Below are 26,349 nucleotides of genomic sequence, written 5' to 3'. Positions count from 1 at the left end.
CGGCTCCACCCACGAGCTGACAGGGAGTCCGCACCGTGGCCATCTCCGTCTTCGACCTGTTCTCCATCGGCATCGGCCCGTCCAGTTCGCACACCGTCGGCCCCATGCGCGCCGCCCGGATGTTCGCCGTCCGCCTGAAGAACGACGGCGTCCTGGCACAGACGGCCTCGGTGCGCGCCGAACTGTTCGGCTCGCTCGGCGCCACCGGACACGGACACGGCACGCCCAAGGCCGTCCTCCTCGGGCTGGAGGGCCACTCCCCGCGCACCGTGGACGTCGAGCAGGCCGACGCCTGGGTCGAGCGCATCCGCACCGAGGGCCGGCTGAAGCTGCTGGCCACCGAGATAGGCGACAGCCACGAGATCGCCTTCGACGCCGACACCGACCTGATCCTGCACCGCCGCCGCTCGCTGCCCTACCACGCCAACGGCATGACGCTGTTCGCCTACGACGCCGACGGGCGCCCGCTGCTGGAGAAGACGTACTACTCGGTCGGCGGCGGCTTCGTCGTGGACGAGGACGCCGTCGGCGAGGACCGCATCAAGCTGGACGACACCCCGCTGCGCTACCCGTTCCGCACCGGCGACGAACTCCTGCGCCTCACTCAGGAGACCGGTCTGTCGGTCTCGGCACTGATGCTGGAGAACGAGAAGGCGTGGCGCACGGAGGCCGAGATCCGTGCCGGTCTGCTGGAGATCTGGCAGGTCATGCAGGAGTGCGTGGCCCGGGGCAGCAGCCAGGAGGGCATCCTCCCCGGGGGCCTGAAGGTGCGTCGCCGCGCCGCGAAGACCGCCCGCATGCTGCGTACCGAGGGCAACGCCGAGGCCCACGCGATGGAGTGGGTGACGCTCTACGCGATGGCCGTCAACGAGGAGAACGCCGCCGGGGGCCGCGTCGTCACCGCCCCCACCAACGGCGCGGCGGGCATCATCCCGGCCGTCCTGCACTACTACACGCGCTTCGTGCCCGGCGCCGACGAGGACGGCGTCGTCCGCTTCCTCCTGGCCGCCGGGGCCATCGGCATGCTGTTCAAGGAGAACGCCTCCATCTCCGGCGCCGAGGTCGGCTGCCAGGGTGAGGTCGGCTCCGCCTGCTCCATGGCCGCCGGCGGCCTCGCCGAGGTGCTGGGGGGCAGCCCGGAGCAAATGGAGAACGCCGCCGAGATCGGCATTGAACACAACCTGGGCCTGACCTGCGACCCGGTCGGCGGCCTCGTCCAGATCCCGTGCATCGAACGCAACGGCATGGCCGCGGTGAAGGCGGTGACCGCCGCGAAGATGTCCCTGCGCGGCGACGGCCGCCACCACGTCTCCCTGGACAAGGCGATCAAGACGATGAAGGACACCGGCGCCGACATGTCCGTCAAGTACAAGGAGACCGCCCGCGGCGGCCTCGCGGTGAACATCATCGAGTGCTAGGGGATAGACCCTGACCAGCACTTTCGTGTCTTTCAGCGCTGTCTATTCCGTCATCCGGGCAACGGTGTACCGGGTGCTGGAGCGAGCGCCCACAGCCGCTGCGAGGGAATCGGCGGCCGGAGAAGGGAGTAGCCTGGTGCTCCCGTTCGCCGAGGACGTCCAGGCCGCCGTTGCCCGCGACCGAGCGGAAGATCGCCAGGCACTCGTGGTTGAACACCACTGCCACGCCCGGAACGGTAAATCGTTTCACAGCCCCTTGTGAAGCATGAGCGATACCTCTCCTACACCTCGTGCAGGGCGCACTCGGCCCAGACGGTCTTGCCGGGGCCGCTGCGTTCGCGTACGCCCCAGCGCAGGGTGAGGGCGTCCACGAGCTGGAGGCCGCGCCCGTGCTCCTCGTCAGCGTCGGCACACGTGCGGAGGGGGGTGGCGGGGTGCGTGTCGGACACCTCGATCCGCACGACGCCGCCCGCACAGTCGTGAGCCAGGTGCAGCGCGAAATCCCGTCCGGGAACGCGGCCGTGCAGAACGGCGTTCGACGCCAGTTCCGCCACCACCAGCGTGGCGGCCTCGAAGGCACGGCTGCCGCGTGGCACACCCCAGCTTTCGAATTGGCAGGCGGCCAGCAGCCGGGCCAGTCGCGCCCCGCGCGGTGTGGCGGAGAACCGCTGATCGAAGTCGGAAAGGCTGGCGAGCGAGGAAGGTTGAAGTCCCGTCATGCCGTACAGCGTCGGATGCCGAACCTATTCGGCGACAGGGACAGCACCCACCCAGAAGTCGTTGTACCAGTTGACCCACTGGACTGGACGCGTGACCTCGCGTGACGATAAGTCAGGTCGTACGGGCCGTACGGCACAGCGCCGGAGGGTGGATGGCACATGACAGCGAAGTACGCGGGTGACGACTCGAACAGTGAAGCGGAAGTCTCCGACAGTCTCAAGACCTTTGGGGCGGTCCTGAAGGCCCTGCGTGAGGAAGCGCACCTGACACAGGAAGAGTTCGCCCCCCGGGTCATGTACTCCGCCACCTACATCGCCAAGATCGAACAGGGAAAGCGGTTCCCGCCGCTTCGTCTTCTTCAGCGTGTGGGGCCAGTGCTTGGCCCCACGGCAACACGGGTTCTGAACGCAGCAGTCCAGAGTCTGACTCGGAAGGTCGGTCTGGCTTCCTGGTTCCAACACTGGGCAGGCATCGAAGAGGAGGCTGTGACGCTATATGCGTACGAGTGCCGTGCTGTTCCTGGAATGTTGCAACCGGAACCCTACATCCGTGCGATCTTCAATCGGCACTTCCCGCCGATGACCGAAGCTCAAATCGAGAAGCAGACGGCCGCGCGGCTCGCCCGGGGGCAGTTGATCGCCGACCGTCCCAACACAGCCTTCAGTTTCATCATTGAGCAAGCGCTGCTCGACCGTGAACTTGGCGGCCCCGATGTGACCCGCAGCCTCTTGAGCCATCTGCTAGAGCAAGGGGAGCGCCTGAACGTCGAGATCCAGGTCATGCCCACCCACCAGCCAGACCACTGCGGTTTTGAAGGCGCTATGTACCTCGCCGAAACGCTGTCAGATTCAGAGCAAAGTCGCTGGGTCGGATACGTCGAGGGGCATGAGACGAGCTTGTTGATCACCAACGGTCGCGCGGTAAGTGCCATGCTCCAGCGCTATGGCAAGATGCGCTCACAGGCTCTGAGCCATCAGGACACCCGGAGCCTGCTGGAACGGATGCGAGGAGCGCTATGAGCACCGAGTTGACCTGGTTCAAGAGCAGCTACAGCGGCGGAGGTGGGGACAACTGCGTCGAGGTCGCAGAGCGACCTGGCACCGTCTTCGTCCGCGACTCCAAGGACACTCAGCGACGCCCGCTCGCCGTCACCCCGGCTGTCTGGGAAACCTTCACCCAGTACACCGCCGAACGCCACTCCTGACCTCACTCGCTGGCGGGGCGGCCTTCGAGCGTTGTCCCGTCAGCTCGTCGGTCCTGGCGGCCACAAGCCTGGCGTTCCCGCTCTCCTGGCGCGCACTCAGCCCCGAGCTATTTACCATACAGGTAGACCCGTATGGTAAACAGGAGCGGTGACTTCTTCTCCCGCCCCGCGAGGGCGCCCACGAGATGAGCGGTCCCACGCCGCCATCGTCACCGCTGCCGCCGAGCTGGTGGCTGAGGTGGGATATGACGCCACGTCGATCAATGCCGTGGCCGCGCGGGCCGGTGTCGGCAAGGACACCGTTTACCGGCGTTGGTCGGGCAAGGCCGAGCTGGTGTACGAGGCGGTCTTCACTGTCACCGACACCGCGCCCGTGCCCGACACCGGCACCATCGAGAATGACGTAACCGTGCTGGTGCAGGGGCTGGTTGACGAGTTCAGCACACCGGCGGCGGCTGCGGCGCTGCCCGGCGTGCTGGCCGACTTCGCCGCCGACCCCGCGCTGCGGGACCGGATTCGCGCCACGTTCCTCATGCCCGCCAAGGAGCGCCTGCTGAGCGTGTTCGGCCGGGCGGCGGAGCGCGGTGAGACCGTCGCCGCCGTACCCGCCGACCTCCTCCTGGACACCCTGGTCGGCGCCGTCTTCTTCCACCTCGGAATCCTCGGCGAACGGCCGGACCGCGAGCTGGCCCAGCGCATCGCCGCACTCGTGACCAAGGGAATCGAGACCCGTTGAACGGCTGGCTCTTCGCTGCTGGCAGCCTCGCGGCGGCGACCACCCTCATCCATGTCATCGCCGGCGGCCGGGACGTGGTGCGTCCGCTGCTCGGCAGCTCCATGGAGGCTGAACCGAGGCGCACCTTGCACGTGGTGTGGCACTTCGTCACCGTGGACCTGCTGCTCAGTGCCGTGGCCCTCATCGTGCTCGCGCTGCGCGCCGAACCGAATGTTCCGCTCGCGCTGTTCATCGCCGCCCACTACGTCGCGTACACGGCGGCCTTCCTGGTCGGCACCCTCACCGTGGGCTGGTCACGGCCGCTGCTTCGGCTACCCCAGTGGATGTTGCTGCTGCCGGTGGGAACCCTCACGGTCATCGGGACGCTCTGAGCCGCCGCGTTCACCGCCGACGCGAACTCACGCCACCGAGTGCCGGGTCTGCTTCTGCCAGCTCGGGGCGGACCGCAAACCAGGGTGTGAGCAAAAACGCCAGGAGCAGCGGCGCCTGAGGGTGTCGGCACATCAGTGTGCCTGGTGGTCACTCCAGCAGGGCGGCGCGGGCGGCGTGGTGGGCGGTGGTGGCGTCGGTGGGGACGAGGGCGAGGCGGGTGCGGCGTTCCAGGAGGTCGGCGGCGTCGAGGGCGGCCTCGTGGCGGACGGCCCAGCGCAGTTCGGCGCCGGTGACGCCGGTGGCCAGGGGTTCCAGCAGGTCGGGGCGGCCGTCGGCCTCGGCGAGCACGGCCGGGGCCTCGGTGCCGTAGCGGGCGACTAGGCGGGCGGGCGCGGGGACGCGGGCCAGCGCGGCCGGGGAGGCGGCGCCCACCAGCGGCAGGCGCTTGGTGCGGCACGGTCCGACGCGCAGCGCGGCGTTGGCGGCGGCGGCGTCCACGGCGTCCTCGGCCATGCGCCGGTAGGTGGTCAGCTTGCCGCCGACGACGGTGAGGACGCCGCCGGGAGAGGTGAGCACGGCGTGGCGGCGGGAGAGGTCGGCGCTGCGTCCGGGCGGGCCACCCGCGTCGAGCAGGGGACGCAGGCCCGCGAACGTGCCGGTGACGTCACAGCGGCGCAGCTTTGTGGCGAGCACGCTGCTCGCCACCTCCAGCAGGAAGGCGATGTCGCTTTCGGGGGCGGCGGGCACGTCGGGGGTGGGGCCGCTGAGGGGTTCGTCGGTGAGGCCGAGGTAGACGCGGCCGTCGGGCTGGGGCAGGACGAGGGTGAAGCGGCTGGGGTCGCCGGGGACGGGGATGGTCAGCGCGGTGCGCAGGCCCCCGAACAGGTGACCGGGGAGGACCAGGTGGGTGCCGCGACTGGGGCGCAGCCGGACGTCCGGGACGAGCTGATCGGCCCACACGCCGGTGGCGTTGACGACGGCCCGGGCGCGTATCCGCACGCGCTCGCCGGTGAGTTCGTCGCGCAGGATGGCGCCGTCGCCGCGCAGTGCGGTGGCGCCGAGCCGGGTGAGGATGGTGGCGCCGTGGGCGGCGGCGGTGCGGGCGAGGGCGACGACGAGGCGGGCGTCGTCCACGAGTTGGCCGTCGTAGGCGAGTTGGCCCCCGCGCAGTCCGCAGGGCCGCAGGCCGGGGGCGAGCTGGAGCGCGCGGCGGGCGGAGACGCGGCGGGCGGCGGGCAGCAGGGTGCCGCGCGTTCCGGCGGACAGCCGCAGGGCGTCCCCGAGCAGGAACCCGGTTCGGGTCAGCGCCGCCTGCGCGGGGGTGACGCTCGCGTGCAGCGGCAGCAGCATGGGCAGGGCGCGGGTCAGGTGCGGGGCGGTGCGGGCGAGCAGGAGGTGCCGTTCGCGGGCGCTTTCGTGGGCGATGCCGAGCTGGCCGGTGGCCAGGTAGCGCAGGCCGCCGTGCACGAGTTTGGAGCTCCAGCGGCTGGTGCCGAAGGCGAGGTCGTGTTTCTCGGCCAGGACGACGCTCAGGCCACGGGTGGCGGCGTCCAGCGCGATACCGGTGCCGGTGACGCCGCCGCCGACGACGAGCAGGTCCACGTCGGGGTGGTCGGCGAGGTGGGTCAGCTCGCGGGTGCGGCGGGCGGCGTTGAGGGAGGCGGCGGGGTGGGCCGCGGGGTGGGTCATGCGGGCTCCCCGGGTTGCGGGCTCAGGTAGGCGTCGAGCATGTGCCGTACTTCGCGGGTGAGTTGCGCAAGGGGCAGCACGTCGTCCACCAGGCGCCAGGACTGGGCGGCGGTCTGCACCAGCAGCAGCACCAGGCGGGCCAGCTCGGCGGGTTCGCCCGCGCGGATCGAGCCGTCGGTCTGTCCGGCGCGGATCTGTTCCTCGGTGAAGGCGAGGGCATCGCGCTGGCTGGAGCCGAGCCGCTGGAAGGTGTAGGTGACCAGCGTTTCGGGCTCGGTGTCGAGGATGCGGGCCATCAGCGGGTGGGCACGCAGCCCTTCGAGGACGCAGGCGGCACCGGCGACCAGGCGGGTGCGGGCGTCGTGGCCTTCGGCGGTGGCGCGCGGCACGGCGGCGAGCAGGACGGTGCGCATCTCGCGGGTGAGCAGGTCGCCGAGGAGGGTGTCGATGTCGCGCCAGCGCCGGTAGATGGTCGGGCGGCTCACCCCGGCGCGGCGGGCGACGTCGGTGAGGGTGAGGCGGCGCAGCCCGAAGGTGGCGATGGACGCGTAGGCCGCGTCGAGCAGCGCGTCGGCGATGGGGTCGGCGGGCGCGTCCGGGGAGGAGTCGGCGGACGGGCCGGGGCTCGGGTGGGCGGCCCGGTCGGCGGTGGGGCCGGGGCGCGGGCCGGCGGGGTCCCCCGGCGCCGGTTCGCCGCCGGAGTCCCCGTCCGCACCCTCGTTACTGATTGACACCATGTGCAAGACTGTAACGCATGACAGCTCCGAGCCGCCGAGTCGGCGCCATGTCCTGGAACGCCTGGGGCGACCCCGCCCGGGCCTTTGCCCTGCCCGAGCCCGTCCGCGCGCTGCTCGCGGACGTACTCGGCGCCGAGCCCGCCGGCGCGCCGCGCACGCCCGAGGCGGAACTGAAGCTGCCGCCGAGCGCGCTGCCGGATGCCGCCCGGTCCGCGCTCACCGACGCCGTGGGCGCGGAGCACGTCGTCACCGAGGCGGCCGTGCGCATCCGGCACACCGGCGGCAAGTCCACGCCCGACCTGCTGCGCCGCCGTGCCGGTGACGTGGCCGGCGCGCCGGACGCCGTGGTCCTGCCCGGCACGCACGACGAGGTGACCGCGGTGCTCGCCGCGTGCGCCGGACACCGCGTCGCCGTCGTGCCGTTCGGCGGCGGCACCAGCGTCGTCGGCGGGGTGGAGCCGCTGCGCGGTGGGTTCGGCGCCGCCGTCGCGCTCGACCTGCGGCGGCTGGACCGGCTCGTGGCGGTGGACGCCGTGGACCGCACCGCCACGCTGCACGCCGGGCTGCGCACGCCGGAGGCCGATGAGCTGCTGGCCGCGCACGGGCTGACGCTCGGCCACCAGCCGCAGAGCTACGAGTACGCCACCATCGGCGGTTACGCGGCCACCCGCTCGGCGGGCCAGTCCTCCACCGGGTACGGGCGGTTCGACGCCATGGTGCTCTCGCTGCGGGTGGCCACCCCGCGCGGCACGCTGGAACTGGGCCGCGCGCCCGGCTCGGCCGCCGGACCCGACCTGCGGCACCTGCTGCTCGGCTCGGAAGGCACGCTCGGCGTCATCACCGAGGTGACGCTGCGGGTGCGTCCGCTGCCCGAGACCGTGCGCGACGAAGCCTGGTCCTTCCCCGACTTCGCGGCCGGCACGGCGGCCCTGCGCGCCCTCGCGCAGGGCGGCGCGCGACCGACGCTCGTGCGGCTGTCCGACGAGACGGAGACGTTCGTGAACGCCGCGCTCTCCGGCACGCAGGCCGCCGCCGGGTGCCTGGCCGTCGTCGCACACGAGGGCACCGCCGAGCAGGCCGATGCCGTACGGGAGCTGTCCGCGCGCACGCTGCGGGCGGCGGGCGGCACGGAGCTGGGCTCCGGACCCGTCGCGCAGTGGCGGCACAGCCGGTACTCCGGGCCCTACCTGCGCGACGCCCTGCTGGACGCGGGTGTCCTCGCCGAGACGCTGGAGACGGCCACCACCTGGTCAGCGCTGCCCGCGCTGCGGCAGGCGGTCACCGACGCGCTCACCGGCGCACTGAGCACCCCGGCGGGCAGACCGCCGGTGGTGCTGTGCCACATCTCGCATGTCTACCCCGAGGGCGCCTCGCTCTACTTCACCGTCGCCGCCGTCGCGGGCCCCGACCCGCTGGCGCGCTGGCGGGCCGCCAAGCAGGCCGCCGGTGACGCCATCGCCGCGTGCGGCGGCACCATCTCGCACCACCACGCCGTGGGGGCCGACCACCGGCCGTGGATGGAGGCCGAGGTCGGCCCGCTGGGCGTGGACATCCTGCGCGCCGTGAAGGGCGTACTGGACCCGTCAGGCATCCTCAACCCTGGCAAGCTCATCCCCGGGGAGCGGGCGTGACGCCGGAACCCGTCGGAGCGCCCCGCCGGGTCGCGCTGCTGGTGAACCCCACCGCGGGCGGACGCCGGGGCGCCGACGTCGCCTCCCGGGCCGCGCGGCACCTGCTCGCCGCGGGCGTCGAGGTGGACGTGGTGGCCGGGCGCGACCTGCGCGAGGCACGCGAGAAGGCGCGCGCCTGCGTGCGGGCGGGCGCCGACGTGCTGGCCGTAGCGGGCGGTGACGGCATGGTGCACCTCGCGCTCCAGGAGGTGGCCGGGACGGACACGGCCCTGGCCGTGCTGCCCACCGGCACCGGCAACGACTTCGCCCGCGTCCTGGGCATCCCGGGCAAGGACCCGCAGGCCGCCGCCGATGTCGTGCTGCGCGGCACCCGCCGCGCCCTCGACCTGGGCCGCAGCACCTCGCTCGGCGACGGCGGCCGCACCCACTGGTTCGGGACGGTGCTGACCAGTGGCTTCGACTCCCTGGTAACGGACCGCACCAACCGGCTGGCCTGGCCGCGCGGCCGCCTGCGCTACAACCTCGCCATCCTCATGGAGCTGGGCCTGCTGCGTCCGCTGCCGTTCACGGTCGAGACAGACGGCGGCACGCGCGAGGAGTTCGAGGCCGTCCTGGTGGCCGTCGGGAACACCACCACCTACGGCGGCGGTATGCGCATCTGCCCGCACGCCGAGCCGGACGACGGGCGGCTGTCGGTCACCGTCGTCGGGCCAGCCGGACGGGGCCAGCTGGTGCGGGCCTTCCCGCGCATCTACCGGGGCACCCACGTCACCCATCCGCTGGTGCGCACGTTCCACGCCCGCAGCCTGACGCTGCACACCCCGGACATGCGGGCCTACGCCGACGGCGAGCCGCTGGGCCTGTTGCCGGTACGCGCCGAGGTGGTGCCGGACGCGGTGCGGGTGCTGGTGCCCGCGGTCCCTGTCAGGGGCGGCGGCTAGCCTTCGGGCATGAGTTACGCAGAGGTCCGGGAGCTGCAGAACGCGCTGAGTACCGCGTCCGACATCGCCTTCGGCTTCGAGACCGCCCCGCCCGCGGACCAGCTGGCGGAGGTGGCCGACGCGCTACAGCGCGCGCTGGGCGCCGTGCGGTCCCTTCAGGCGCCGCACGGCGGCACCACGGGCTGCCGCGAGCACCCGATGGGCGCGGTGGACCCGCTGTACGGGGATAAGGAGGACCCACTGCCGCCCGGCTGGGGCAAGTGCCTGCTGTGCAACGACCGCCGCCGCCGCGCGATGACGAACCGGCGGGGCCGGTGACCCCGGGCCGGTCGGGCCATCGCGTGGGGCAGGACGACGCTGCGGAGTAAGCCTGCCCGGGCGGCTCCCCACAGCGTTCCCCCGCCTGCCCCGGCGGCTCCCCCGGCCTCCCTGCCTGACCAGGTGCCCGCCGGACCCGTCAGCGCCCCGCCGCACCCGGCCCGCCCGGCGCGGCCCGCCCGGCCATGGGCGCCGCCGGTGGTTCGTCTTCGGCGCCCTCGGGGTCAAGGTGCGGGAGCACCCGGTCAAGCCAGCGCGGCGCCCACCACGCGGCCCGGCCGAGGAGGGTCAGGGCGGCCGGTACGAGGAGCAGCCGGACGACGGTCGCGTCGATGAGCACGCTCACGGCCAGTCCGAGCCCGAGCATCTTGACCACGATGGTGTCGGTGAGGATGAAGGCCGCGAACACGGTGGTCATGATGAGGGCCGCGCAGGTGATGACCCGTCCGGTGATGCTCAGCGCGTGGGCCACGCTCGCCTGGGCGTCGCCGGTGCGCAGCCACGCCTCGCGCACGCGGGACAGCAGGAAGATCTCGTAGTCCATGCTGAGACCGAAGACGATCGCGAACATCATCATCGGTACGTAGCTCTCGATGGGCACGGTGCCGCCCACGCCGAGCGCCTGCCCGCCCCAGCCCCACTGGAACACCGCGACCACCACCCCGTAGGCGGCCGCGATGGACAGCACGTTGAGCACCGCGGCCTTGACCGCGACCAGTACGCCGCGAAAGACGGTCAGGATGACGAGGAAGGCCAGGCAGACCACGACAGCGATGATCAGTGGCAGGCGGCTGGAGACCGTTTCCAGGAAGTCCACCTGGGCGGCCGTCGTGCCCGTGACGTAGGTCCGGGCGCCGGTGCCCGAGACCGCTTGCGGGAGAACCTCGTCCACGAGGCGGTTGGCCAGGTCCGTGGTCCGCTCGTCCTGGGGAGCCGCGTCGGAGTACGCCGTCGCGATCAGCACGTCACCGTCCCCGGACGGCTGCGGCGGCGTGATCAGGGCCGCGTCCGGTACGTCGGCCAGCGCGTCTTGGACGTCGGAGCCCAGCGACGCGCGGTCGGCGGACGGTACGTCCGTCTGGTCGATGACCACGGTGAGCGGGCCGTTGGAGCCCGGGCCGAAGGCGGAGGACATCAGGTCGAAGGCACGCCGGTCGGTGAAGGAGGTGGGGTCGGCCCCGTCGTCGATGTGGCCGAGCTGGATGGAGAACAGCGGGATCGCCAGGACGGCCAAGACCACGGCTCCCGACCCCAGGAACCACCACGGGCGCCGCTCCATGGTCTGCGCGTAGCGCTGCCAGGCGCCGCCGGAGACATCGGCACCAGCACCCCCGCCAGCCGCCTCCGCCTCGGCCACCGGGCGCCGGACGTGGAACCTGTCGACCGAACGGCCCGCGAGCCCGAGCAGCGCGGGCACCAGGGTGAGCGCCCCCAGGACCGCCGTGATCACCGTGACGGCGGCCGCCAGCCCCAGCTTCCCGATGAAGCTCACCCCCGAGACCCACAGCCCGGACAGCGCGATGATCACCGTGCAGCCGGAGACCACGACCGCCCGCCCGCTGTTCCCCGCCGCCAGGCCAGCCGCGACCGCCGGTCCCCGGCCGTCCATGAGCAGCTGGCGGTGCCGGGTGATCAGGAAGAGGGCGTAGTCGATGCCGACGCCCAGCCCGATCATGGTGGCGAGCGTGGGTGAGACCGTCGCGAAGGTGGAGGCCGCCGCGAGCAGCCCCAGCAGCCCGAGCCCGCAGGCCACCGCGATCAACGCTGCCACCAGGGGCATGAGGGCCGCCAGCAGACTGCCGAAGCCCAGCAGGAGCACGATCAGCGCCGCACCGAAACCGATGGCTTCGCTGCGCCGGTCGTCGGCCTGGGGCCGGGCCAGATCGCCCAGGGGACCTCCGTACTCCACCTGCACCCCCGCCGCCCGCATGGGCTGGACCGCCGAGTCCACCCCATCGAGGTAGGACGAGCCCAGCGTGGACGGCTGCACGTCGAACCGCATGGTGATGTACGCCGTCTTCCCGTCCGGGGAGAGCGGGCCCACGGCCGTGTCCTGCCCGGCGGTGAGGGGGTTGCGCGCACCGAGCACGTGCGGCAGCTTTTCCAGCCGCGTCACCGCCGTCCCGACCGGTCCGCCGGTGTCCGGGAGCGGCTCGTCGTCGTGCAGGACGATCTGCGCGCTGTAGCCGCCCGCCGAGGGTTCATGCTCCTGAAGCACCTGGAAGCCCGCGTAGGACTGCGTGCTGGGCAGGGTGAAGTCGTCGGAGTAGTCACCGCCGAACGCCCGGTCCAGCACCTGCACCCCCACCGCTACGGCCAGCCACACGGCGAGGACCGTCACGCAGTGCCGCGCGCACCAGGCGCCGGTCCGGTACAGCACTCCACGGGAGGGACGGCGGCCCGCTCCGCGAGGGGAGCGGGCCGCCGGACGCTGTGCTGATGGCGGCACCATGCCCTCCCGGACGGTCGAGGTCGCGGCCGGCCCCGGCCACGGCTGCCAGCGAAGCTCCCGCGCGAGCCTCGCGATCACCTCCACCATTGAAATAGCGCCCGGCGCATTCGGCACGTCCGCCCACCACGAAGGGTGACCGCGCATGCGGGACGACGGCTGCCGTCCTAGCGTGAGAGGGACCGGCGCGCGAAGGGCCGGTGAGCGTCGAAGGGAGCGCCATGCGCCGCTACCCGCCGATCGCGGACCACGGCCTGATCGGCGACCTGCGGACCGCCGCACTGGTCTCGTCCGACGGCGTGCTCGACTGGCTGTGCGCCCCCCGGTTCGACTCGCCCAGCCTGTTCGCGGCACTCCTCGACCACGAGCGGGGCGGCTGCTTCGCCCTCTCCCCCGAGGCACCCGGCGCGACGACGCGGCAGCTCTACCTCGCCGACACGGCGATTCTCGTGACGCGGTTCCTGACCCCGGAGGGCGTCGGCGAGGTCGTCGATTTCATGCCGCTGGGCGAGGCCGAGGCGCCAGAAGACCAGCACCACGTCATCCGGATCATGCGGGCCACCCGGGGCACGGTCCGCTTCCGGCTCGCCTGCCGCCCCCGGTTCGACTACGGCCGCGGGACGCACCACCTCACCCTCACCCAGGACACGGCCCACTTCACGGCCCCGGACAGCGCGGCCTTCCTGCACGTCCGGGGTCCCGCAGCGGTTCCCGTGGAGCTGCGGCGCGAGGAGCGCGACGTCCTGGCTCACCTGACGCTGCGGCACGGCGAGCGGGCCGCCGCCGTGCTGACCGTGTGCGACACCCCCCACGCCGAACCTCCGGCCCCGCCGACCGGGCGCTCCGTGCAGCACGCGTTCGCCTCGACGTACGACTACTGGAACCGCTGGGTACGGCGCAGCCGGTACCGGGGACGCTGGCAGCAGATGGTGAGCCGTTCCGCGATCACGCTCAAGCTGATGACCTACGCGCCCACCGGAGCACCGGTCGCGGCCGTCACCACCGGCCTGCCCGAGCAGCTCGGCGGGGAGCGCAACTGGGACTACCGCTACACCTGGGTCCGCGACGCCTCCCTCGCCGTGCGGGCCCTGCTGGACCTCGGCTACGACGAGGAGGCGGAGGCGTTCCGGCACTGGCTCGCGGCGCGGCTGGCGACCGGCGAGACGACGACGGGCGAACCCCTCCAGGTCCTGTACCGCGTCGACGGAGACCCCCAGCTGGCCGAAGAGACGCTCGGCCATCTGGAGGGGTACCGCGGCTCGGCCCCGGTGCGCATCGGTAACGACGCCGCCGGACAGCTCCAGCTCGACATCTACGGCGAGCTGGCCTACGCGCTCAGCGGCACGGGCGACCACGCCCAGCTCGCCGGGTACGACGGCTGGCGCCACCTGAGCGCGCTCCTGGACTGGCTCGCCCGGTCCTGGGACCGTCCTGACGAGGGCATCTGGGAGACCAGGGGAGGCCGCCAGGACTTCACCTTCAGCCGCCTGATGTGCTGGACAGCCCTCGACCGGGGCATCCGCCTGGCCACCAAGCTGGCCCGGCCCGCCGACGTCCCCGGCTGGACAGCCGCCCGGGACGCGATCTTCCGACAGATCATGGAACGGGGCTTCAGCCCGCGCCGACGGGCCTTCGTGCAGCACTACGGCAGCGACGTCCTGGACGCCTCGCTGCTGCTGATGCCCGCGGTGGGCTTCCTCTCCCCGGGGGACGGGCGCTGGCTGACGACGCTGGACGCCATGGAGGCCGAACTCGTCTCCGACAGCCTCGTGCACCGGTACGACACCGCCGCCTCCCCCGACGGTCTGCGGGGCGAGGAGGGAACGTTCTCCCTGTGCAGCTTCCTGTACGTGAGCGCGCTCGCCCAGGCGGGCCGCCTGGGCAAGGCACGCTACGCGTTCGACAAGATGCTCACCTACGCCAACCACGTCGGGCTCTTCGCGGAGGAGATCGGCCCCACCGGCGAGCAGCTCGGCAACTTCCCCCAGGCCTTCACCCACGTGGCGCTCATCATGGCCGCGCTCGCCCTGGACGAAGGGCTGGACGACGCCGACGGAGGACCGTGAGGACCCCGGCCCGTCAGAACACCGACCAGTCCGAGCGCTCGGTGAAGTCCTCCAGCGCGGCCGTCGCGCCCACCGAGTTACCGACGGCGTCCAGGCCCGGGCTCCACGCGCACACCGCGCCGCGTCCGGGCACGATCGCCAGGATGCCGCCGCCCACCCCGCTCTTGCCGGGCAGGCCGACGCGGTAGGCGAACTCCCCGGCCGCGTCGTAGGTGCCGCAGGTCAGCAGCACCGCGTTGATCCGCTTGGCGTCGCTGCGGCTCAGCAGCCGGGAGCCGTCCGCGCGCAGCCCGTGCCGGGCGAGGAAGCCCCCGGCGAGCGCCAGGTCGCGGCAGTCGGCGGCGATGGAGCAGTGCGCGAAGTAGTGCTCCAGCACGTCGTCAACCGGGTTGTGCAGGTTGCCGAAGGAGGCCATGAAGTGGGCGAGGGCGGCGTTGCGGTGCCCGTGCCCGGCCTCCGACGCGGCGACAGCGGCGTCGATGGAGATGCCCGGGTTCCCGGTCTCCTCGCGCAGGAAGTCCACCACCGCCGCGCGCGCGTCCCCGGTGAGGCTGAGCAGCGCGTCGGTGACGACGAGGGCGCCCGCGTTGATGAACGGGTTACGCGGGATGCCCTGCTCGGACTCCAGCTGGATCAGCGAGTTGAACGGGTTGCCCGACGGCTCGCGTCCCACCCGCCGCCACAGCGCGGTGCCGCCGTGCGCGAGCGCCAGCGCGAGGGCGAACAGCTTGGACACGCTCTGCACGGAGAACGGGGTGCGCCACTGGCCCACGCCGTGCACCTCACCGTCCACGGTGGCCAGCGCCATGCCGAACGCCTGCGGATCGGCCCGGGCCAGCGCGGGGATGTAGTCGGCCGGGGCGGCCCGGCCCAGCACGGGGCGGGCCGCCGCCCTGGCGTGCTCCAGCAGCGCTTCGTAATCCACGGAACCATTGTGTACAGGCACCCACGCCCCAGTGCCTGCCGGGGGCCTGCGCAGGTCACCGGTCGAGAACGCGGATCTCGAACCAGGTGGTCTTCCCGCGCGGCAGGAGGTCCACGCCCCAGCGATCGGCGAGCCTGTCCACCAGCCACAGGCCGCGCCCGGTGGTGTCCAGCTCCCGCATGGGCAGCAGGCACGGCAGCCCGCGCGAAGGGTCGCGTACCTCCACCCTGATCCAGCCCCGGCGGCGGAACATGCGCAGGCCGAAGTCGTGCGCGCCGGTGTGCCGCACCGCGTTGCCCACCAGCTCCGACACCAGCAGCACGCCGTCGTCGGTGACGGAGCCCGGGAGCCGCCACTGCCCGTGCAGCACGGCGGCGGCCAGGCGGCGGGCCATGCCGGCCGACTCCGGCCGGTTGCGGAATCGGACCTCGGTCTGGGAGGGGTCGCCGAGGAGGTCGAGGGCGTTGCCCTGCGCGCTGTCGCGGCGTTGCACGCTGCCGGGGCGCTGCGGGTCCTCGGGGCTCGGGGGGCCGCCGGGGCTGGGAACGCCCTCGGGGTGCGACGCGCTGTCACAGCCCGGTGTGCCGCCGGAGTCGGATGCGTCCTCGGCCGTGCCCGCGATGGCCGGCACCTGTGCGGATGCCGTCTCCTCCACTCCCGCCATGGCCCCATCATGGCGTGCGTTCGCCGTTCGCGTAGGCGAGTCCGGCGAATTGACCCGGTGACGCGACGTCAGCCCCCGCCGCCGTCACCGCCCGCGACGCGCGCCGCCACGTCCTCCACCACGGACGTGTCCAGCGCCGCGCGGACGAGTGCGGCGGCGAACGGCGCGCACTCCTTCGTGGACACCTGGTCGGCGAGTTGCCGCGCGTCCGCTGGCCAGCCCGGGACGCTGGCCGCCCTGGACCGTCTTGGCGTCCGGCTCGGGCGCGAGGTCCGGCCAGACGGGCTGGGCCTCGCGACCACGGCGCCGAAGTCGTGGGAGGGGCCTGGGCGAAGCCCCGGTTCCGGGATGGGGTACTCCCGCGGGCTAGCGGAAGACCGCCTTGCCCGGGCCGTCCTCGACGAAGCTGCGCATGCCGGTCTCGCGGTCTTCCGTGGCGAACAGGCCCGCGAACCAGTTGCGTTCGATGGCCAGGCCGGTGTCGATACCGGCGTCCAGACCGAAGTCGACGGACTCCTTCGCCGCCCGCAGCGCGATCGCCGGTCCCTTGGCCAGCCGTGCGGCCCACGCGTGCGCCGTCTCGTACACCTTGGCGGCCGGGACCACGCGGTCCACCAGTCCGATGGACAGGGCCTCGTCGGCCTTGACCTGGCGGCCGGTGAAGATGAGGTCCTTGGCCCGCGACGGTCCCACGAGCCGCGCGAGCCGCTGTGTGCCGCCCGCGCCGGGGATCAGCCCGAGCAGGATCTCTGGCTGTCCCAGCTTCGCGTTGTCCGCCGCGACGCGGATGTCCGCGCACAGCGCCAGCTCGCAGCCGCCGCCGAGGGCGTAGCCGGTGACGGCGGCGGCCACGGGCTTGGGGATGCGCGCGACGGCCGTGAACGCGGCCTGGAGGTCACCGGCCCGCGCGACCATCGCCGCGTGGTCCATCTCCCGCATCTCCTTGATGTCCGCCCCGGCCGCGAAGACCTTCTCACCGCCGTAGATCACCACAGCGCGCACCTCGTCGCGCCGGGTGATCTCCTCGGCCAGCTCGCGCAGCCGGTCCTGGGTGGCGATGTCGAGCGCGTTCATCGGCGGACGGTCGAGCCGGAGGGTGCCGACGCCATCGGCGACTTCGAGGTTCACAGTCATGGCGGCAGGGTAACGCCCGTTAACGCCGTCCGGGTCACCGGTGGGCGGAACCGGACGGGGCTTCGAGGTGAACGGGGCCGCCGGAGCGGGAAGAACCCCGGGAAGGAGCGGGACCACGAGCGCACGGCACGGGACGCCGGGCGCACCGGAGCCACACACGCCAGCGCACCGTGGCCCCGCGTGGTTCCGCGCGTGTGAGCCGCAGGAGGCTGCCCGTGCGCTGCCCACCCGCCGCCCCGGCGAGCCCGCCAACCGGCCGCCCGTCATCGCCCCTCCCCCGCCCCGGCGCGTCGCGCGAGGTGTGGCCGGGCAGCCCGCAGCCGCTCGGCGCCCGCTACCGCAGCGGGCCCGACGGCACGCCCGGCACCAACTTCGCCCTATGGGCCGGGGGCGCCGAACGCGTCGAGGTGTGCCTGTTCGACGACGACGGCCGCGAGACACGCCGCGAGCTGACGGAGCTGACGCACGAGATCTGGCACGGATTCGTGCCCGGCGTGCACCCCGGCCAGCGCTACGGCTACCGGGTCCACGGCCGCTGGGACCCGTGGACCGGAGCCCGCTGGAACCCGGCGAAGCTGCTGCTGGACCCGTACGCCCGGGCGGTGGACGGCGAGTTCGCGTTGCCCGCTGAGGTGTACGGCCACGTGCGGGACTGGCCGCACCAGCACCGCGCCGACACCGTGCGCGACGAGCGCGACTCGGCGCCGCACGTCCCCAAGGGCGTCGTCGTGCACGATGGTGCCCCCGCCGGGCCCCCGGGCAGCCCGCCGGACGACGACTGGCGCGACGACCGCCGCCCGAAGACGCCGTGGGCCGACACCGTGCTGTACGAACTGCACGTGCGCGGCTTCACCATGCGCCACCCCGGCGTGCCTGAGCGGCTGCGCGGCACGTACGCGGGCCTGGCGCACCCGGCGGCGATCGGGCACCTCACCCGGCTCGGCGTCACCGCCGTCGAGCTGTTGCCGGTGCACCAGTTCGCGCACGAGGACCACCTGCTGCGGCGCGGCCTGCGCAACTACTGGGGCTACAACTCCATCGGCTACTTCGCCCCGCACGCCGCCTACGCCGCCTCCGGTACGCGCGGGCAGCAGGTGGGCGAGTTCAAGCGCATGGTGCGGGCGCTGCACGCGGCCGGGATCGAGGTGATCCTGGACGTCGTCTACAACCACACCGCCGAGTCGGGCGAGCTGGGCCCGACGCTCAGCCTGCGCGGCATCGACAACCGGGGCTACTACCGCCTGGCGCACGACCCGCGCCGGTACGCCGACTACACCGGCTGCGGCAACACCCTGCACGTCGTCCAGCCGCAGGTGCTGCGCCTGATCACCGACTCGCTGCGGTACTGGGTCCAGGAGATGGGCGTGGACGGCTTCCGCTTCGACCTGGCGGCGGCGCTGGCCCGCTCCCCGCACGACGTGGACATGCTCTCCCCGTTCCTCGCCGTCATCGCGCAGGACCCGGTGCTGCGCCGGGTGAAGCTCATCGCCGAGCCGTGGGACGTGGGCTCGGGTGGCTATCAGGTGGGCGCGTTCCCGCCGCTGTGGACGGAGTGGAACGACCGCTACCGGGACACGGTGCGCGACTTCTGGCGCGGTGCCCTGCCCGACGTCCGCGACCTGGGCTACCGCCTGTCCGGGTCCAGCGACCTGTACGCCTGGGGCGGGCGGCGCCCGTACGCGTCGGTCAACTTCGTCACCGCGCACGACGGCTTCACCCTGCGCGACCTGGTGAGCTACCACCACAAGCGCAACGACGCCAACGGGGAGGCGGGCCGCGACGGCACCGCCGACAACCGCTCGTGGAACTGCGGCGCCGAAGGCGAGAGTGACGACGCCGACGTCACCACCCTGCGCCGCCGCCAGCTGCGCAACCTGCTCACCACGCTGCTGCTGTCCACCGGCGTGCCGATGCTCGTCGCCGGGGACGAGCTGGGCCGCACCCAGCGGGGCAACAACAACGCGTACTGCCAGGACAACGAGGTCAGCTGGCTCGACTGGAGCCTGCTGGAGGACCCGCGCTGGCGGGCCCTGTGCGAGCTGACGGCCCGCCTGGTCCGGCTGCGCCGCGACCACCCGGTGCTGCGCAGCCGCGCCTTCTTCACCGGCCGCCCGCACGGCCCCGACGGTCTGCGCGACCTGGCGTGGTTCACCGCGAGCGGCACCGAGATGACCGAGGCCGACTGGTACGCCCCCCGCCAGACCCTCGCCCTCTACCTCTGCGGCGACGACCTCCCCGGCCGCGACGAGACCGGCCACCCCATCGCCGACGACAGCTTCCTGGCCATCCTCCACGCCGCGCCCACCGCCGTGGACTTCCCGCTGCCGGGACCGCCGTGGGCCCAGTCCTACGAACTGCTGGTGGACACCGCAGCGGAGGAACCGCACGCCCCGGGCACCCGGCACCCGGCGGGGCAGCCGGTGCGGGTCACGCCCCGCTCGACGCGGCTCTACCGGGCGGTGCGTGAGCCCTGAGAGCCATCGGTGGTGGCGATGGTGGTGCGTCTCCGCCACGGCTCCACAGCGCCCCAGCGCCACGGCGCGGGCGCGCGGGCCGCCACCGCGCGGTCCTAGGGCGGGCGGCCGAGGCGCGTGGGCGGAAATACCGATGCGGGTGTCAGCAGCGATCTCTACGCTCGGTCCTGATGAGTGTTCTCCAGGAGGCGCCTTCCGCTGACCCACGTCAGGCGCCGCGGTCCGCGGTGCGGTCGTTGCTGAGGTTGTGGCCCTATCTGCGTCCGGTGCGGGCACGCTGGGGGACGGCGGCCGTGGTGGGGACGGTCGCCTCCGTCGTGGGGCTGGCCATCCCGCTGGTACTGAAGTGGATCATCGACGGCCCGGTGGCGGCCGGGGACACGGCGGGGGTGTGGTGGGGCGGCGCGCTGCTGCTGGCCGTCGGCGTCGCGGAGGCGGCGCTGTTCGGGCTGCGGCGCTGGCTGGTGGCCCGCCCGCTGGCCGGGGTGGAGGCGGCCATGCGCGCGGACCTCTACCGCCACCTCCAGCGGCTGCCGGTCGCCTTCCACGACCGCTGGGCCAGCGGCCAGCTGCTCTCGCGCGGCACCACCGACCTGCAACTGCTGCGCATGTTCCTGGCGTTCCCGCTGACCTTCCTGCTGGTCAACGGCGTCACCATCGTCGTGGGCTGCGGGGTGCTGCTCGCCCAGGAGTGGCGGCTTGGGCTGCTGCTGCTCGTGCCCGTCGTGCCGCTGATCGTGCTGTGCGCGGTGTTCGAGACGCACTACTCGGCCGCCGCACGCAAGGCGCAGGACCAGGTTGGCGACCTGACGACCGTCGTCGAGGAGGCCGTGCTCGGCATCCGGATCATCAAGGGGTTCGGACGGCACCGCAGCCAGGCCCGCGCCTTCCGGACCCTCAGCGAGCGGCTGAAGGACACCGAGCTGCGCAAGGCGCGGCTGCTGGCGCGGATCTGGGGCCTGATCCTCACGCTGCCGGAGCTGGCACTCGGCGCGGCGCTGGTGCTGGGCACACTGCGCGTGGCCGACGGCGCGATGTCGGCGGGGACGCTGGTGGCGTTCCTGTCCACGGCCCTCGCACTGCGCTGGCCGGTGGAGTCGATCGGCTTCCTGCTGGCGATGAGCAACGAGGCCGCCACGGCCGCCGACCGCTTCTTCGAGGTCGTTGACGAGCCGGTACCGGCCGAGCCCCCGGGCCGGGGCACCGGCGGCGGGGACGGGTCCGGGCTGCGGTTCACCGGCGTCCGCTTCCGCTACCCCGACGCCGAGCCCGGCTCCCCGCCGCTGTTGGACGGACTCGACCTGCACGTGCGCTCCGGCGAGACCGTCGCCCTGGTGGGCAGCACCGGCTGCGGCAAGACGACGCTGACGGCGCTCGTCCCACGGCTGCACGAGCTGACCGGGGGCCGCATCACCGTGGACGGCGCCGACATCTCCGGCATGCCGCGCCAGGAGTTGCGCGCCATGGTGGCCGTCGCCTTCGAGGAGCCGACGCTGTTCTCGGCCACCGTCGCGGACAACGTGCGCATGGGCGACCCGGACGCCGGTGACGCCGAGCTGTGGCGGGCGCTGGAGGTGGCGCAGGCGGCATCGTTCGTGCGCGCGCTGCCGCAGGGCGAGCACACCCAGGTGGGCGAACAGGGGCTGAGCCTGTCCGGCGGTCAGCGGCAGCGGCTGGCGCTGGCCCGCGCCGTGGTGGGTCGGCCGCGCTTTTTGGTCCTGGACGATCCGCTCTCCGCGCTGGACGTGCACACCGAGGCCAAGGTGGAGGCCGCGCTGCGCGAGGTGCTGGCGACGACGACGGCCCTGGTCGTCGCGCACCGCCCGTCCACCGTGCTGCTGGCCGACCGGGTCGCGCTGCTGTCGGGCGGCCGGATCGCGGGCGTCGGCACGCACGCACAGCTGCTGCGCACCAGCGCCGAGTACCGCCACCTGATGGCGGGCGAGAACGAGGGAGAACGGTGACCACCATCTCGACGGCCACCCCGGCCACCCCCGGCCCGCCCGAGCCCGGCCCGGGCGCCACCGAGGCGGGAACCGACCCGTTCGACCGCGACGTGCTCCCCGCGCCGCCGAACGCCGCGCGCACCCTGCTGGCCTCGCTGCTGCGCCCGTACCGGCTGCGGGTCGCCGTCGCCGTGGTGCTGCTGCTCGCCCAGCAGGCTGCCGTGCAGGGCGGGCCGCTGCTGGTGGCGTTCGCGATCGACACCGTGGTGCCCGCGCTGCGCGAGGGGCGGCACGGGCCGCTGGTGCTGCTCGGCGTCGGCTACGCGGTGTGCGCGGGCGCGTCCGGCGGGCTGATGTACGCCTTCGTCCGCGCCGCCGCCCGCATCAACCAGAGCGTGCTGGTGGAGCTGCGCGGACGCATCTACCGGCACGCGCAGGCCCTCAGCGTGGACTTCCACGACCGCTACACCTCGGGGCGCCTCATCTCCCGCTCGACCACCGACGTCGAGTCGCTGCGCGAGCTGCTGGACGAGGGGTTGCAGGAGCTGCTGGGCGTCGTCGTCTCCGTGGTGTACATCGCCGTCCTGCTGCTGTACCTGGACCTGGGCCTCGGGGCTGCGGCGCTGGCGTCGTTCGTGCCGCTCGGGCTGCTGGTGCGCGACTTCCAGACCCGCTCGCTGCGGGTGTTCCGCAAGCGTTCGACGGCCATCGCGACCGTCATCGTGAAGTTCGCCGAGACGCTGAACGGCATCCGCCCGGTGCAGTCCTTCCGCCAGGAGTCGGCAGGCGACGCGCGGTTCCGGCAGCTCAACAGCGAGCACGGGCAGGTCAACGGCGACACGATCCTGGAGATGGCCCGCTACGTCGTCTCCTCGCGGCTGACGGCCAACGTGGCCACCGCCGCGATCGTGCTGTGGGGCGCCTACCGCGTCGCCGACGGCACGCTGGCGCTGGGCGCGCTGGCCGCCGCCGCACTGTACGTGCGCCGCCTGTACGACCCCATCGACCGGCTGGGCATGTTCCTCAACTCCTACCAGTCGGCCGCCGCCTCGCTGGAGAAGATCGCCGGGCTGCTGGCCCAGGTGCCCGGCGTGCCCGAGCCCGACCGGCCGCGCGAGCTGCCGCAGCGGCGCGCGGGACGGCCGGGCCGCGCGGTGGACTTCGACGGCGTCAGCTTCGGCTACCGCACCGGCGGCGAGGTGCTGCCCCGCTTCGACCTGCACATCCCGGCCGGGCAGACGGTCGCCGTCGTCGGCTCGACGGGCGCGGGCAAATCGACGCTGGCCAAGCTGCTCGCCCGGTTCTACGACCCCTCCCACGGCCGCGTCCTGCTGGACGGCGCCGACCTGCGCGAGCTGGCGGCGCCCGAGCTGCGGCGCGGGGTGGTGATGGTGACGCAGGAGGCTTTCCTGTTCTCCGGCACGGTCGCCGAGAACATCGCCATCGGCCGCCCGGACGCGAGCCGCGCGCAGATCGAGCGGGCCGCCAAGGCCATCGGCGCGCACGACTTCATCGCGGCCCTGCCCGACGGCTACGACACCGACGTCCGCAAGCGCGGCAGCCGCATCTCCGCGGGACAGCGCCAGCTGGTCGCCTTCGCCCGCGCCCTGCTGGCCGACCCGGCGGTGCTGATCCTGGACGAGGCGACGTCGTCGCTGGACATCCCCGGTGAGCAGGCCGTCCAGAGCGCCCTGCACACCGTGCTCGGTGACCGCACCGCGCTCGTCATCGCCCACCGCCTGTCCACGGTGGAGATCGCCGACCGGGTGCTGGTCATGGAGGGCGGGCGCGTCGTCGAGGACGGCACGCCCGCCGAACTCCTCGCCGGTACGGGCCGCTTCGCGACCCTGCACCGGGCGTGGCGGGACAGCCTGACAGAGTGAGCCCCGGCCCCCCGGACCCCGGCTTCCGGCCGGGAGGCGACGCCCCACGGCGGGAAGGTCGCCGGGGCCGCCCACCCGGCTCTCGGGCGGGGGCGGGGCGCGTCACCGCATGAGGACGCCCGCCGGTTCACCGCCGTCCACGCCCTCCGGCGGGACCGCCGCCAGCCCCAGCTCCGCCGGGTCGGCGAGCAGCGGATGCGTGGGCAGGACGCGGACGGTGTAGCCGAACGGGCCGGTGCGGTCCAGCGCCAGCTCGCCCTCGTACAGCCAGCAGCCCGCCAGGTCCGGGCGTCCGGAGGGCTTGAGCACCACCGTCTGCGGGTCGGTGATGGTGTCCGAGCGGTCCACCCGGCCGGTGACGGCCTGTACCTCCACCTCGCCCGGTTCCAGCCCGCCGAGGGCCACCCGCACCCGCAGCCGCAGGCAGCCGCCCAGCTCCAGCGGGTCGGACGCCGGACCGGCCGCCTCCACGCGATCGACGGCGACCTGGGGCCACTGGGCGCGCACCCGCGCCTTCCAGGCGGCCAGCTCACCGGCGGCCCGGTGTCCGTCCGCGCCGTCCAGCGCGCGGTGTGCCTGCGCGGCGGGCGCGTACAGCCGCTGCACGTAGTCGCGCACCATGCGGTCGGCCAGGACCTTGGGGCCGAGCCGGGTGAGGGTCTGCCGGATCATCTCCAGCCAGCGCTCGGGCCGGTCGTAGAAGCAGGGCGCGATCTGCTCCTGAAGCACCGCGTACAGGGCCGCCGCCTCGATGGCGTCCCGGCGTTCGGGGTCCCCTCCGGGTCCGTCGGCTGCCGGGCCGTCGGCGGTGGGGATGGCCCAGCCGAAGTCCGGCTCGAACCACTCGTCCCACCAGCCGTCCAGTACCGACAGGTTGAGTCCGCCGTTCAGCGCCGACTTCATCCCGCTCGTCCCGCACGCCTCCAGCGGGCGCAGCGGGTTGTTCAGCCACACGTCGCAGCCGGGGTAGAGCTTCTGGGCCATGCCCATGCCGTAGTCGGGCAGGAAGACGATGCGGTGCCGCACCCTCGGGTCGTCGGCGAACCGCACCAGCTCCTGGACCAGCCGTTTGCCGCCGTCGTCGGCCGGGTGCGCCTTGCCCGCGACGACGAGCTGTACCGGGCGGTCCGGGTGCAGCAGCAGCTCGCGCAGCCGGTCGCGGTCGCGCAGCATCAGGGTGAGCCGCTTGTAGGAGGGCACGCGGCGGGCGAAGCCGACGGTGAGCACGTCCGGGTCCAGCACGTGCTCGATCCAGCCCAGCTCCGCGCGGGCGGCGCCGCGCTCGCGCCAGGAGTCATGCAGCCGGCGGCGGACCTCGTGGACCAGCTGTTCGCGCAGCGTGCGGCGCAGGTCCCACAGCTCGTGGTCCGACAGCCGGGGGGTGCGCTCGGTGATCTCCGGCGCCACCCAGGTGGGGGCGTGCACGCCGTTGGTGAGGGCGGCGATCGGCACCTCGTCGGCGTCGAACCCCGGCCACAGCCCGGAGAACATCTCGCGGCTGACGCTCCCGTGCAGCTGGGAGACGCCGTTGGCGCGCTGGGCCAGCCTCAGGCCCATCACCGCCATGTTGAACAGCCCCGGCTCACCGCCGTGCGGGGTTTCCACCCCGAGGGCGAGCACCTGCTCGGCGCGGAGCCCGGGCAGCTCGCCGTCGTCGCCGAAGTGCCGGGCGACCAGCTCCCGGTCGAAGCGGTCGATCCCGGCCGGGACCGGGGTGTGCGTGGTGAACACCGTCCCGGCCCGCACCGACTCCAGGGCGGCGTCGAACTCCACGCCGGTGGCCATCAGTTCGCGCATGCGTTCCAGGCCCAGGAGCCCGGCGTGGCCCTCGTTGGTGTGGAACACCTCGGGTGCCGGGTGCCCGGTCAGCTGGCAGTACGCCCGCACCGCGCGCACGCCGCCGATGCCGAGCAGCATCTCCTGGAGCAGCCGCTGCTCGCGCCCGCCGCCGTAGAGCCGGTCGGTGACGTCGCGCTCGCGCGGGGCGTTGCCCTCGACGTCGGAGTCCAGCAGCAGCAGCGGCACCCGGCCCACGCGGGCGCGCCACACATGCGCGTGCAGCGTGCGCCCGCCCGGCAGGGTGAGCGAGACGGTCACGGGCGTGCCGTCGTCCTCGCGCAGCAGTTCCAGCGGCAGCTCGTCCGGGTCGAGCACCGGGTAGCTCTCCTGCTGCCAGCCGTCCCGGGACAGCGACTGGCGGAAGTACCCGTGCCGGTACAGCAGGCCGACGCCGATCAGCGGCACGCCCAGGTCACTGGCGGCTTTCAGGTGGTCCCCGGCGAGGATGCCCAGGCCGCCGGAGTACTGCGGCAGCGCGGCGGTGATGCCGAACTCGGGCGAGAAGTAGGCGATCGCGGCCGGGCGGTCGTCGGCGGTGTGCTGGTACCAGCGCGGCTCGGTCAAGTAGTCGTTCAGGTCACCTGCGCCCAGCTTCAGCCGGCGCTGGAACCGGCGGTCCTGTGCCAGTTCCGCGAGCCGGGCCGCCGGGACGGACCCGAGCAGTTTCAGCGGGTCGCCTCCGCTGGCCCGCCAGCCCTCGGGGTCGGCGTACCGGAACAGCTCGCGGGTGTCGGGGTGCCAGGACCAGCGCAGGTTCCGCGCGAGGTCGCTGAGCGGTCGCAGGGGCTCGGGAAGGACGGGGCGTACGGAGAAACGACGGATGGCCTTCACGTGGTCGAAGGTAGCGGCGCCGGATGGCCCCGTGCCGTGCTTTGCCCCGCTTCCGGGTGCGGATTCATCCGTGGGGGTACGACGGCGTACGCCCCGCGCGCGGCCGGGCACCGCCGCCCCGTGACATGCGGAAACGGTTCTGCGGACGGGTGGGCGCCCCGGGCGGTGCCCAACGCTGGCTGAAATACGGCGGCCTGACCCGGCGTCGGCCGGGTACGCGGAGTTATGGACTACCTACGAGTAGTTCACTATGTCGGCGCATCGCGCGGCGAACGCCTGGGCAGATAGTCCTGCGGCGCGATGAGACCCCCAGCCGAGTGAACGCGGACAGGAGCGGTCATGCCCGCACAGCCGTCGCTACCCGTCAAGCGG

The 26,349-nt window shown here is 73.3% G+C and carries 20 protein-coding genes; 12 read left to right on the top strand and 8 right to left on the bottom strand.

Translation table 11 applies throughout. The features are described 5' to 3' along the window. Positions 1–35: 35 nt before the first annotated feature. Positions 36–1,418 (top strand): L-serine ammonia-lyase, encoded by a 1,383-nt coding sequence (locus JJV70_RS05385; protein WP_219046545.1) that lies wholly within the window; start codon positions 36–38, stop codon positions 1,416–1,418. Positions 1,419–1,699: 281 nt separating this feature from the next. On the opposite strand, the gene JJV70_RS05380 is transcribed toward JJV70_RS05385, so the two are convergent. After that, on the bottom strand, positions 1,700–2,137 hold the full coding sequence (locus tag JJV70_RS05380) for an ATP-binding protein (RefSeq protein WP_219046544.1): 438 nt from the start codon (positions 2,135–2,137) through the stop codon (positions 1,700–1,702). Between the two features lie 159 nt (positions 2,138–2,296). Here JJV70_RS05380 and JJV70_RS05375 point away from each other — a divergent pair, with 159 nt between their 5' ends. The 4 genes from JJV70_RS05375 (at position 2,297) to JJV70_RS05360 (ending at position 4,449) form a co-directional block, all read left to right on the top strand. Beyond that, on the top strand, positions 2,297–3,157 hold the full coding sequence (locus JJV70_RS05375) for a helix-turn-helix transcriptional regulator (RefSeq protein WP_219046543.1): 861 nt from the start codon (positions 2,297–2,299) through the stop codon (positions 3,155–3,157). After that, on the top strand, positions 3,154–3,342 hold the full coding sequence (locus JJV70_RS05370; protein ID WP_219046542.1) for a DUF397 domain-containing protein: 189 nt from the start codon (positions 3,154–3,156) through the stop codon (positions 3,340–3,342). The genes JJV70_RS05375 and JJV70_RS05370 overlap by 4 nt, the downstream gene beginning before the upstream one ends. A 148-nt stretch (positions 3,343–3,490) precedes the next feature. Further along, a complete protein-coding gene (locus tag JJV70_RS05365; RefSeq protein WP_219046541.1) occupies positions 3,491–4,078 on the top strand; it encodes a TetR/AcrR family transcriptional regulator in 588 nt (195 codons plus the stop codon). Beyond that, positions 4,075–4,449: a hypothetical protein gene (locus JJV70_RS05360; protein WP_219046540.1), complete on the top strand. Its 375-nt coding sequence runs from the start codon at positions 4,075–4,077 to the stop codon at positions 4,447–4,449. Before JJV70_RS05365 ends, JJV70_RS05360 begins: the two co-directional genes overlap by 4 nt. 148 nt (positions 4,450–4,597) lie before the next feature. On the opposite strand, the gene JJV70_RS05355 is transcribed toward JJV70_RS05360, so the two are convergent. Together JJV70_RS05355 and JJV70_RS05350 are read right to left on the bottom strand one after the other, a co-directional pair. After that, positions 4,598–6,139, bottom strand: coding sequence for a glycerol-3-phosphate dehydrogenase/oxidase (locus tag JJV70_RS05355; protein ID WP_219046539.1), 1,542 nt, complete (start codon positions 6,137–6,139; stop codon positions 4,598–4,600). Next, positions 6,136–6,876 carry a TetR/AcrR family transcriptional regulator gene (locus JJV70_RS05350; protein ID WP_219046538.1) on the bottom strand — a complete coding sequence of 247 codons (741 nt, stop codon included), beginning with the start codon at positions 6,874–6,876 and terminating at the stop codon, positions 6,136–6,138. Before JJV70_RS05350 ends, JJV70_RS05355 begins: the two co-directional genes overlap by 4 nt. A 17-nt stretch (positions 6,877–6,893) precedes the next feature. Between JJV70_RS05350 and JJV70_RS05345 the strand changes: the two genes are divergently transcribed. From JJV70_RS05345 to JJV70_RS05335, 3 genes are read left to right on the top strand one after another with little or no spacing between them, the layout of a single operon-like run. Continuing rightward, positions 6,894–8,507: an FAD-binding oxidoreductase gene (locus JJV70_RS05345; RefSeq protein WP_257573419.1), complete on the top strand. Its 1,614-nt coding sequence runs from the start codon at positions 6,894–6,896 to the stop codon at positions 8,505–8,507. After that, positions 8,504–9,448, top strand: coding sequence for a diacylglycerol kinase (locus JJV70_RS05340; RefSeq protein ID WP_219046537.1), 945 nt, complete (start codon positions 8,504–8,506; stop codon positions 9,446–9,448). Before JJV70_RS05345 ends, JJV70_RS05340 begins: the two co-directional genes overlap by 4 nt. A 9-nt stretch (positions 9,449–9,457) precedes the next feature. After that, on the top strand, positions 9,458–9,766 hold the full coding sequence (locus tag JJV70_RS05335) for a hypothetical protein (RefSeq protein ID WP_219046536.1): 309 nt from the start codon (positions 9,458–9,460) through the stop codon (positions 9,764–9,766). A gap of 139 nt (positions 9,767–9,905) precedes the next feature. On the opposite strand, the gene JJV70_RS05330 is transcribed toward JJV70_RS05335, so the two are convergent. Next, the gene (locus JJV70_RS05330) at positions 9,906–12,218 is read right to left on the bottom strand and encodes an MMPL family transporter (protein ID WP_219046673.1); all 2,313 of its coding nucleotides are present in this window, start codon (positions 12,216–12,218) and stop codon (positions 9,906–9,908) included. A 218-nt stretch (positions 12,219–12,436) separates the two neighbouring features. Here JJV70_RS05330 and JJV70_RS05325 point away from each other — a divergent pair, with 218 nt between their 5' ends. Beyond that, positions 12,437–14,281 (top strand): glycoside hydrolase family 15 protein, encoded by a 1,845-nt coding sequence (locus tag JJV70_RS05325; RefSeq protein ID WP_219046672.1) that lies wholly within the window; start codon positions 12,437–12,439, stop codon positions 14,279–14,281. Between the two features lie 13 nt (positions 14,282–14,294). Here the strand turns inward: JJV70_RS05325 and JJV70_RS05320 are convergent, their stop codons facing one another. The 3 genes from JJV70_RS05320 to JJV70_RS05310 all read right to left on the bottom strand — a co-directional run bounded on the left by JJV70_RS05320 (position 14,295) and on the right by JJV70_RS05310 (position 17,004). Further along, the gene (locus JJV70_RS05320) at positions 14,295–15,206 is read right to left on the bottom strand and encodes a glutaminase (protein ID WP_219046535.1); all 912 of its coding nucleotides are present in this window, start codon (positions 15,204–15,206) and stop codon (positions 14,295–14,297) included. A 55-nt stretch (positions 15,207–15,261) separates the two neighbouring features. Continuing rightward, a complete protein-coding gene (locus JJV70_RS05315; protein ID WP_219046534.1) occupies positions 15,262–15,870 on the bottom strand; it encodes an ATP-binding protein in 609 nt (202 codons plus the stop codon). A gap of 366 nt (positions 15,871–16,236) precedes the next feature. Continuing rightward, on the bottom strand, positions 16,237–17,004 hold the full coding sequence (locus tag JJV70_RS05310; RefSeq protein ID WP_219046533.1) for an enoyl-CoA hydratase/isomerase family protein: 768 nt from the start codon (positions 17,002–17,004) through the stop codon (positions 16,237–16,239). A 299-nt stretch (positions 17,005–17,303) separates the two neighbouring features. On the opposite strand from JJV70_RS05310, the gene glgX reads away from it, so the two are divergent. From glgX to JJV70_RS05295, 3 genes are all read left to right on the top strand, one after another. Then, the gene (gene glgX, locus JJV70_RS05305; RefSeq protein WP_308294696.1) at positions 17,304–19,478 is read left to right on the top strand and encodes a glycogen debranching protein GlgX; all 2,175 of its coding nucleotides are present in this window, start codon (positions 17,304–17,306) and stop codon (positions 19,476–19,478) included. Between the two features lie 170 nt (positions 19,479–19,648). Further along, a complete protein-coding gene (locus tag JJV70_RS05300; RefSeq protein WP_219046532.1) occupies positions 19,649–21,442 on the top strand; it encodes an ABC transporter ATP-binding protein in 1,794 nt (597 codons plus the stop codon). Beyond that, complete coding sequence (locus tag JJV70_RS05295; RefSeq protein WP_219046531.1) at positions 21,439–23,307, top strand: ABC transporter ATP-binding protein; 1,869 nt, start codon at positions 21,439–21,441, stop codon at positions 23,305–23,307. Before JJV70_RS05300 ends, JJV70_RS05295 begins: the two co-directional genes overlap by 4 nt. Positions 23,308–23,409: 102 nt before the next feature. Here JJV70_RS05295 and glgP read toward each other — a convergent pair whose 3' ends face one another. Next, entirely contained in the window at positions 23,410–25,977 is a 2,568-nt protein-coding gene (gene glgP, locus JJV70_RS05290) for an alpha-glucan family phosphorylase (RefSeq protein ID WP_219046530.1), read from the bottom strand. Between the last annotated feature and the right edge of the window lie 372 nt (positions 25,978–26,349).

This window comes from Streptomyces sp. JJ66 (assembly GCF_019303495.1).
Classification (GTDB): Bacteria; Actinomycetota; Actinomycetes; order Streptomycetales; family Streptomycetaceae; genus Streptomyces.
Note: the sequence above shows the minus strand (reverse complement) of the source record. Positions and strands in the feature narration are given on the sequence as shown.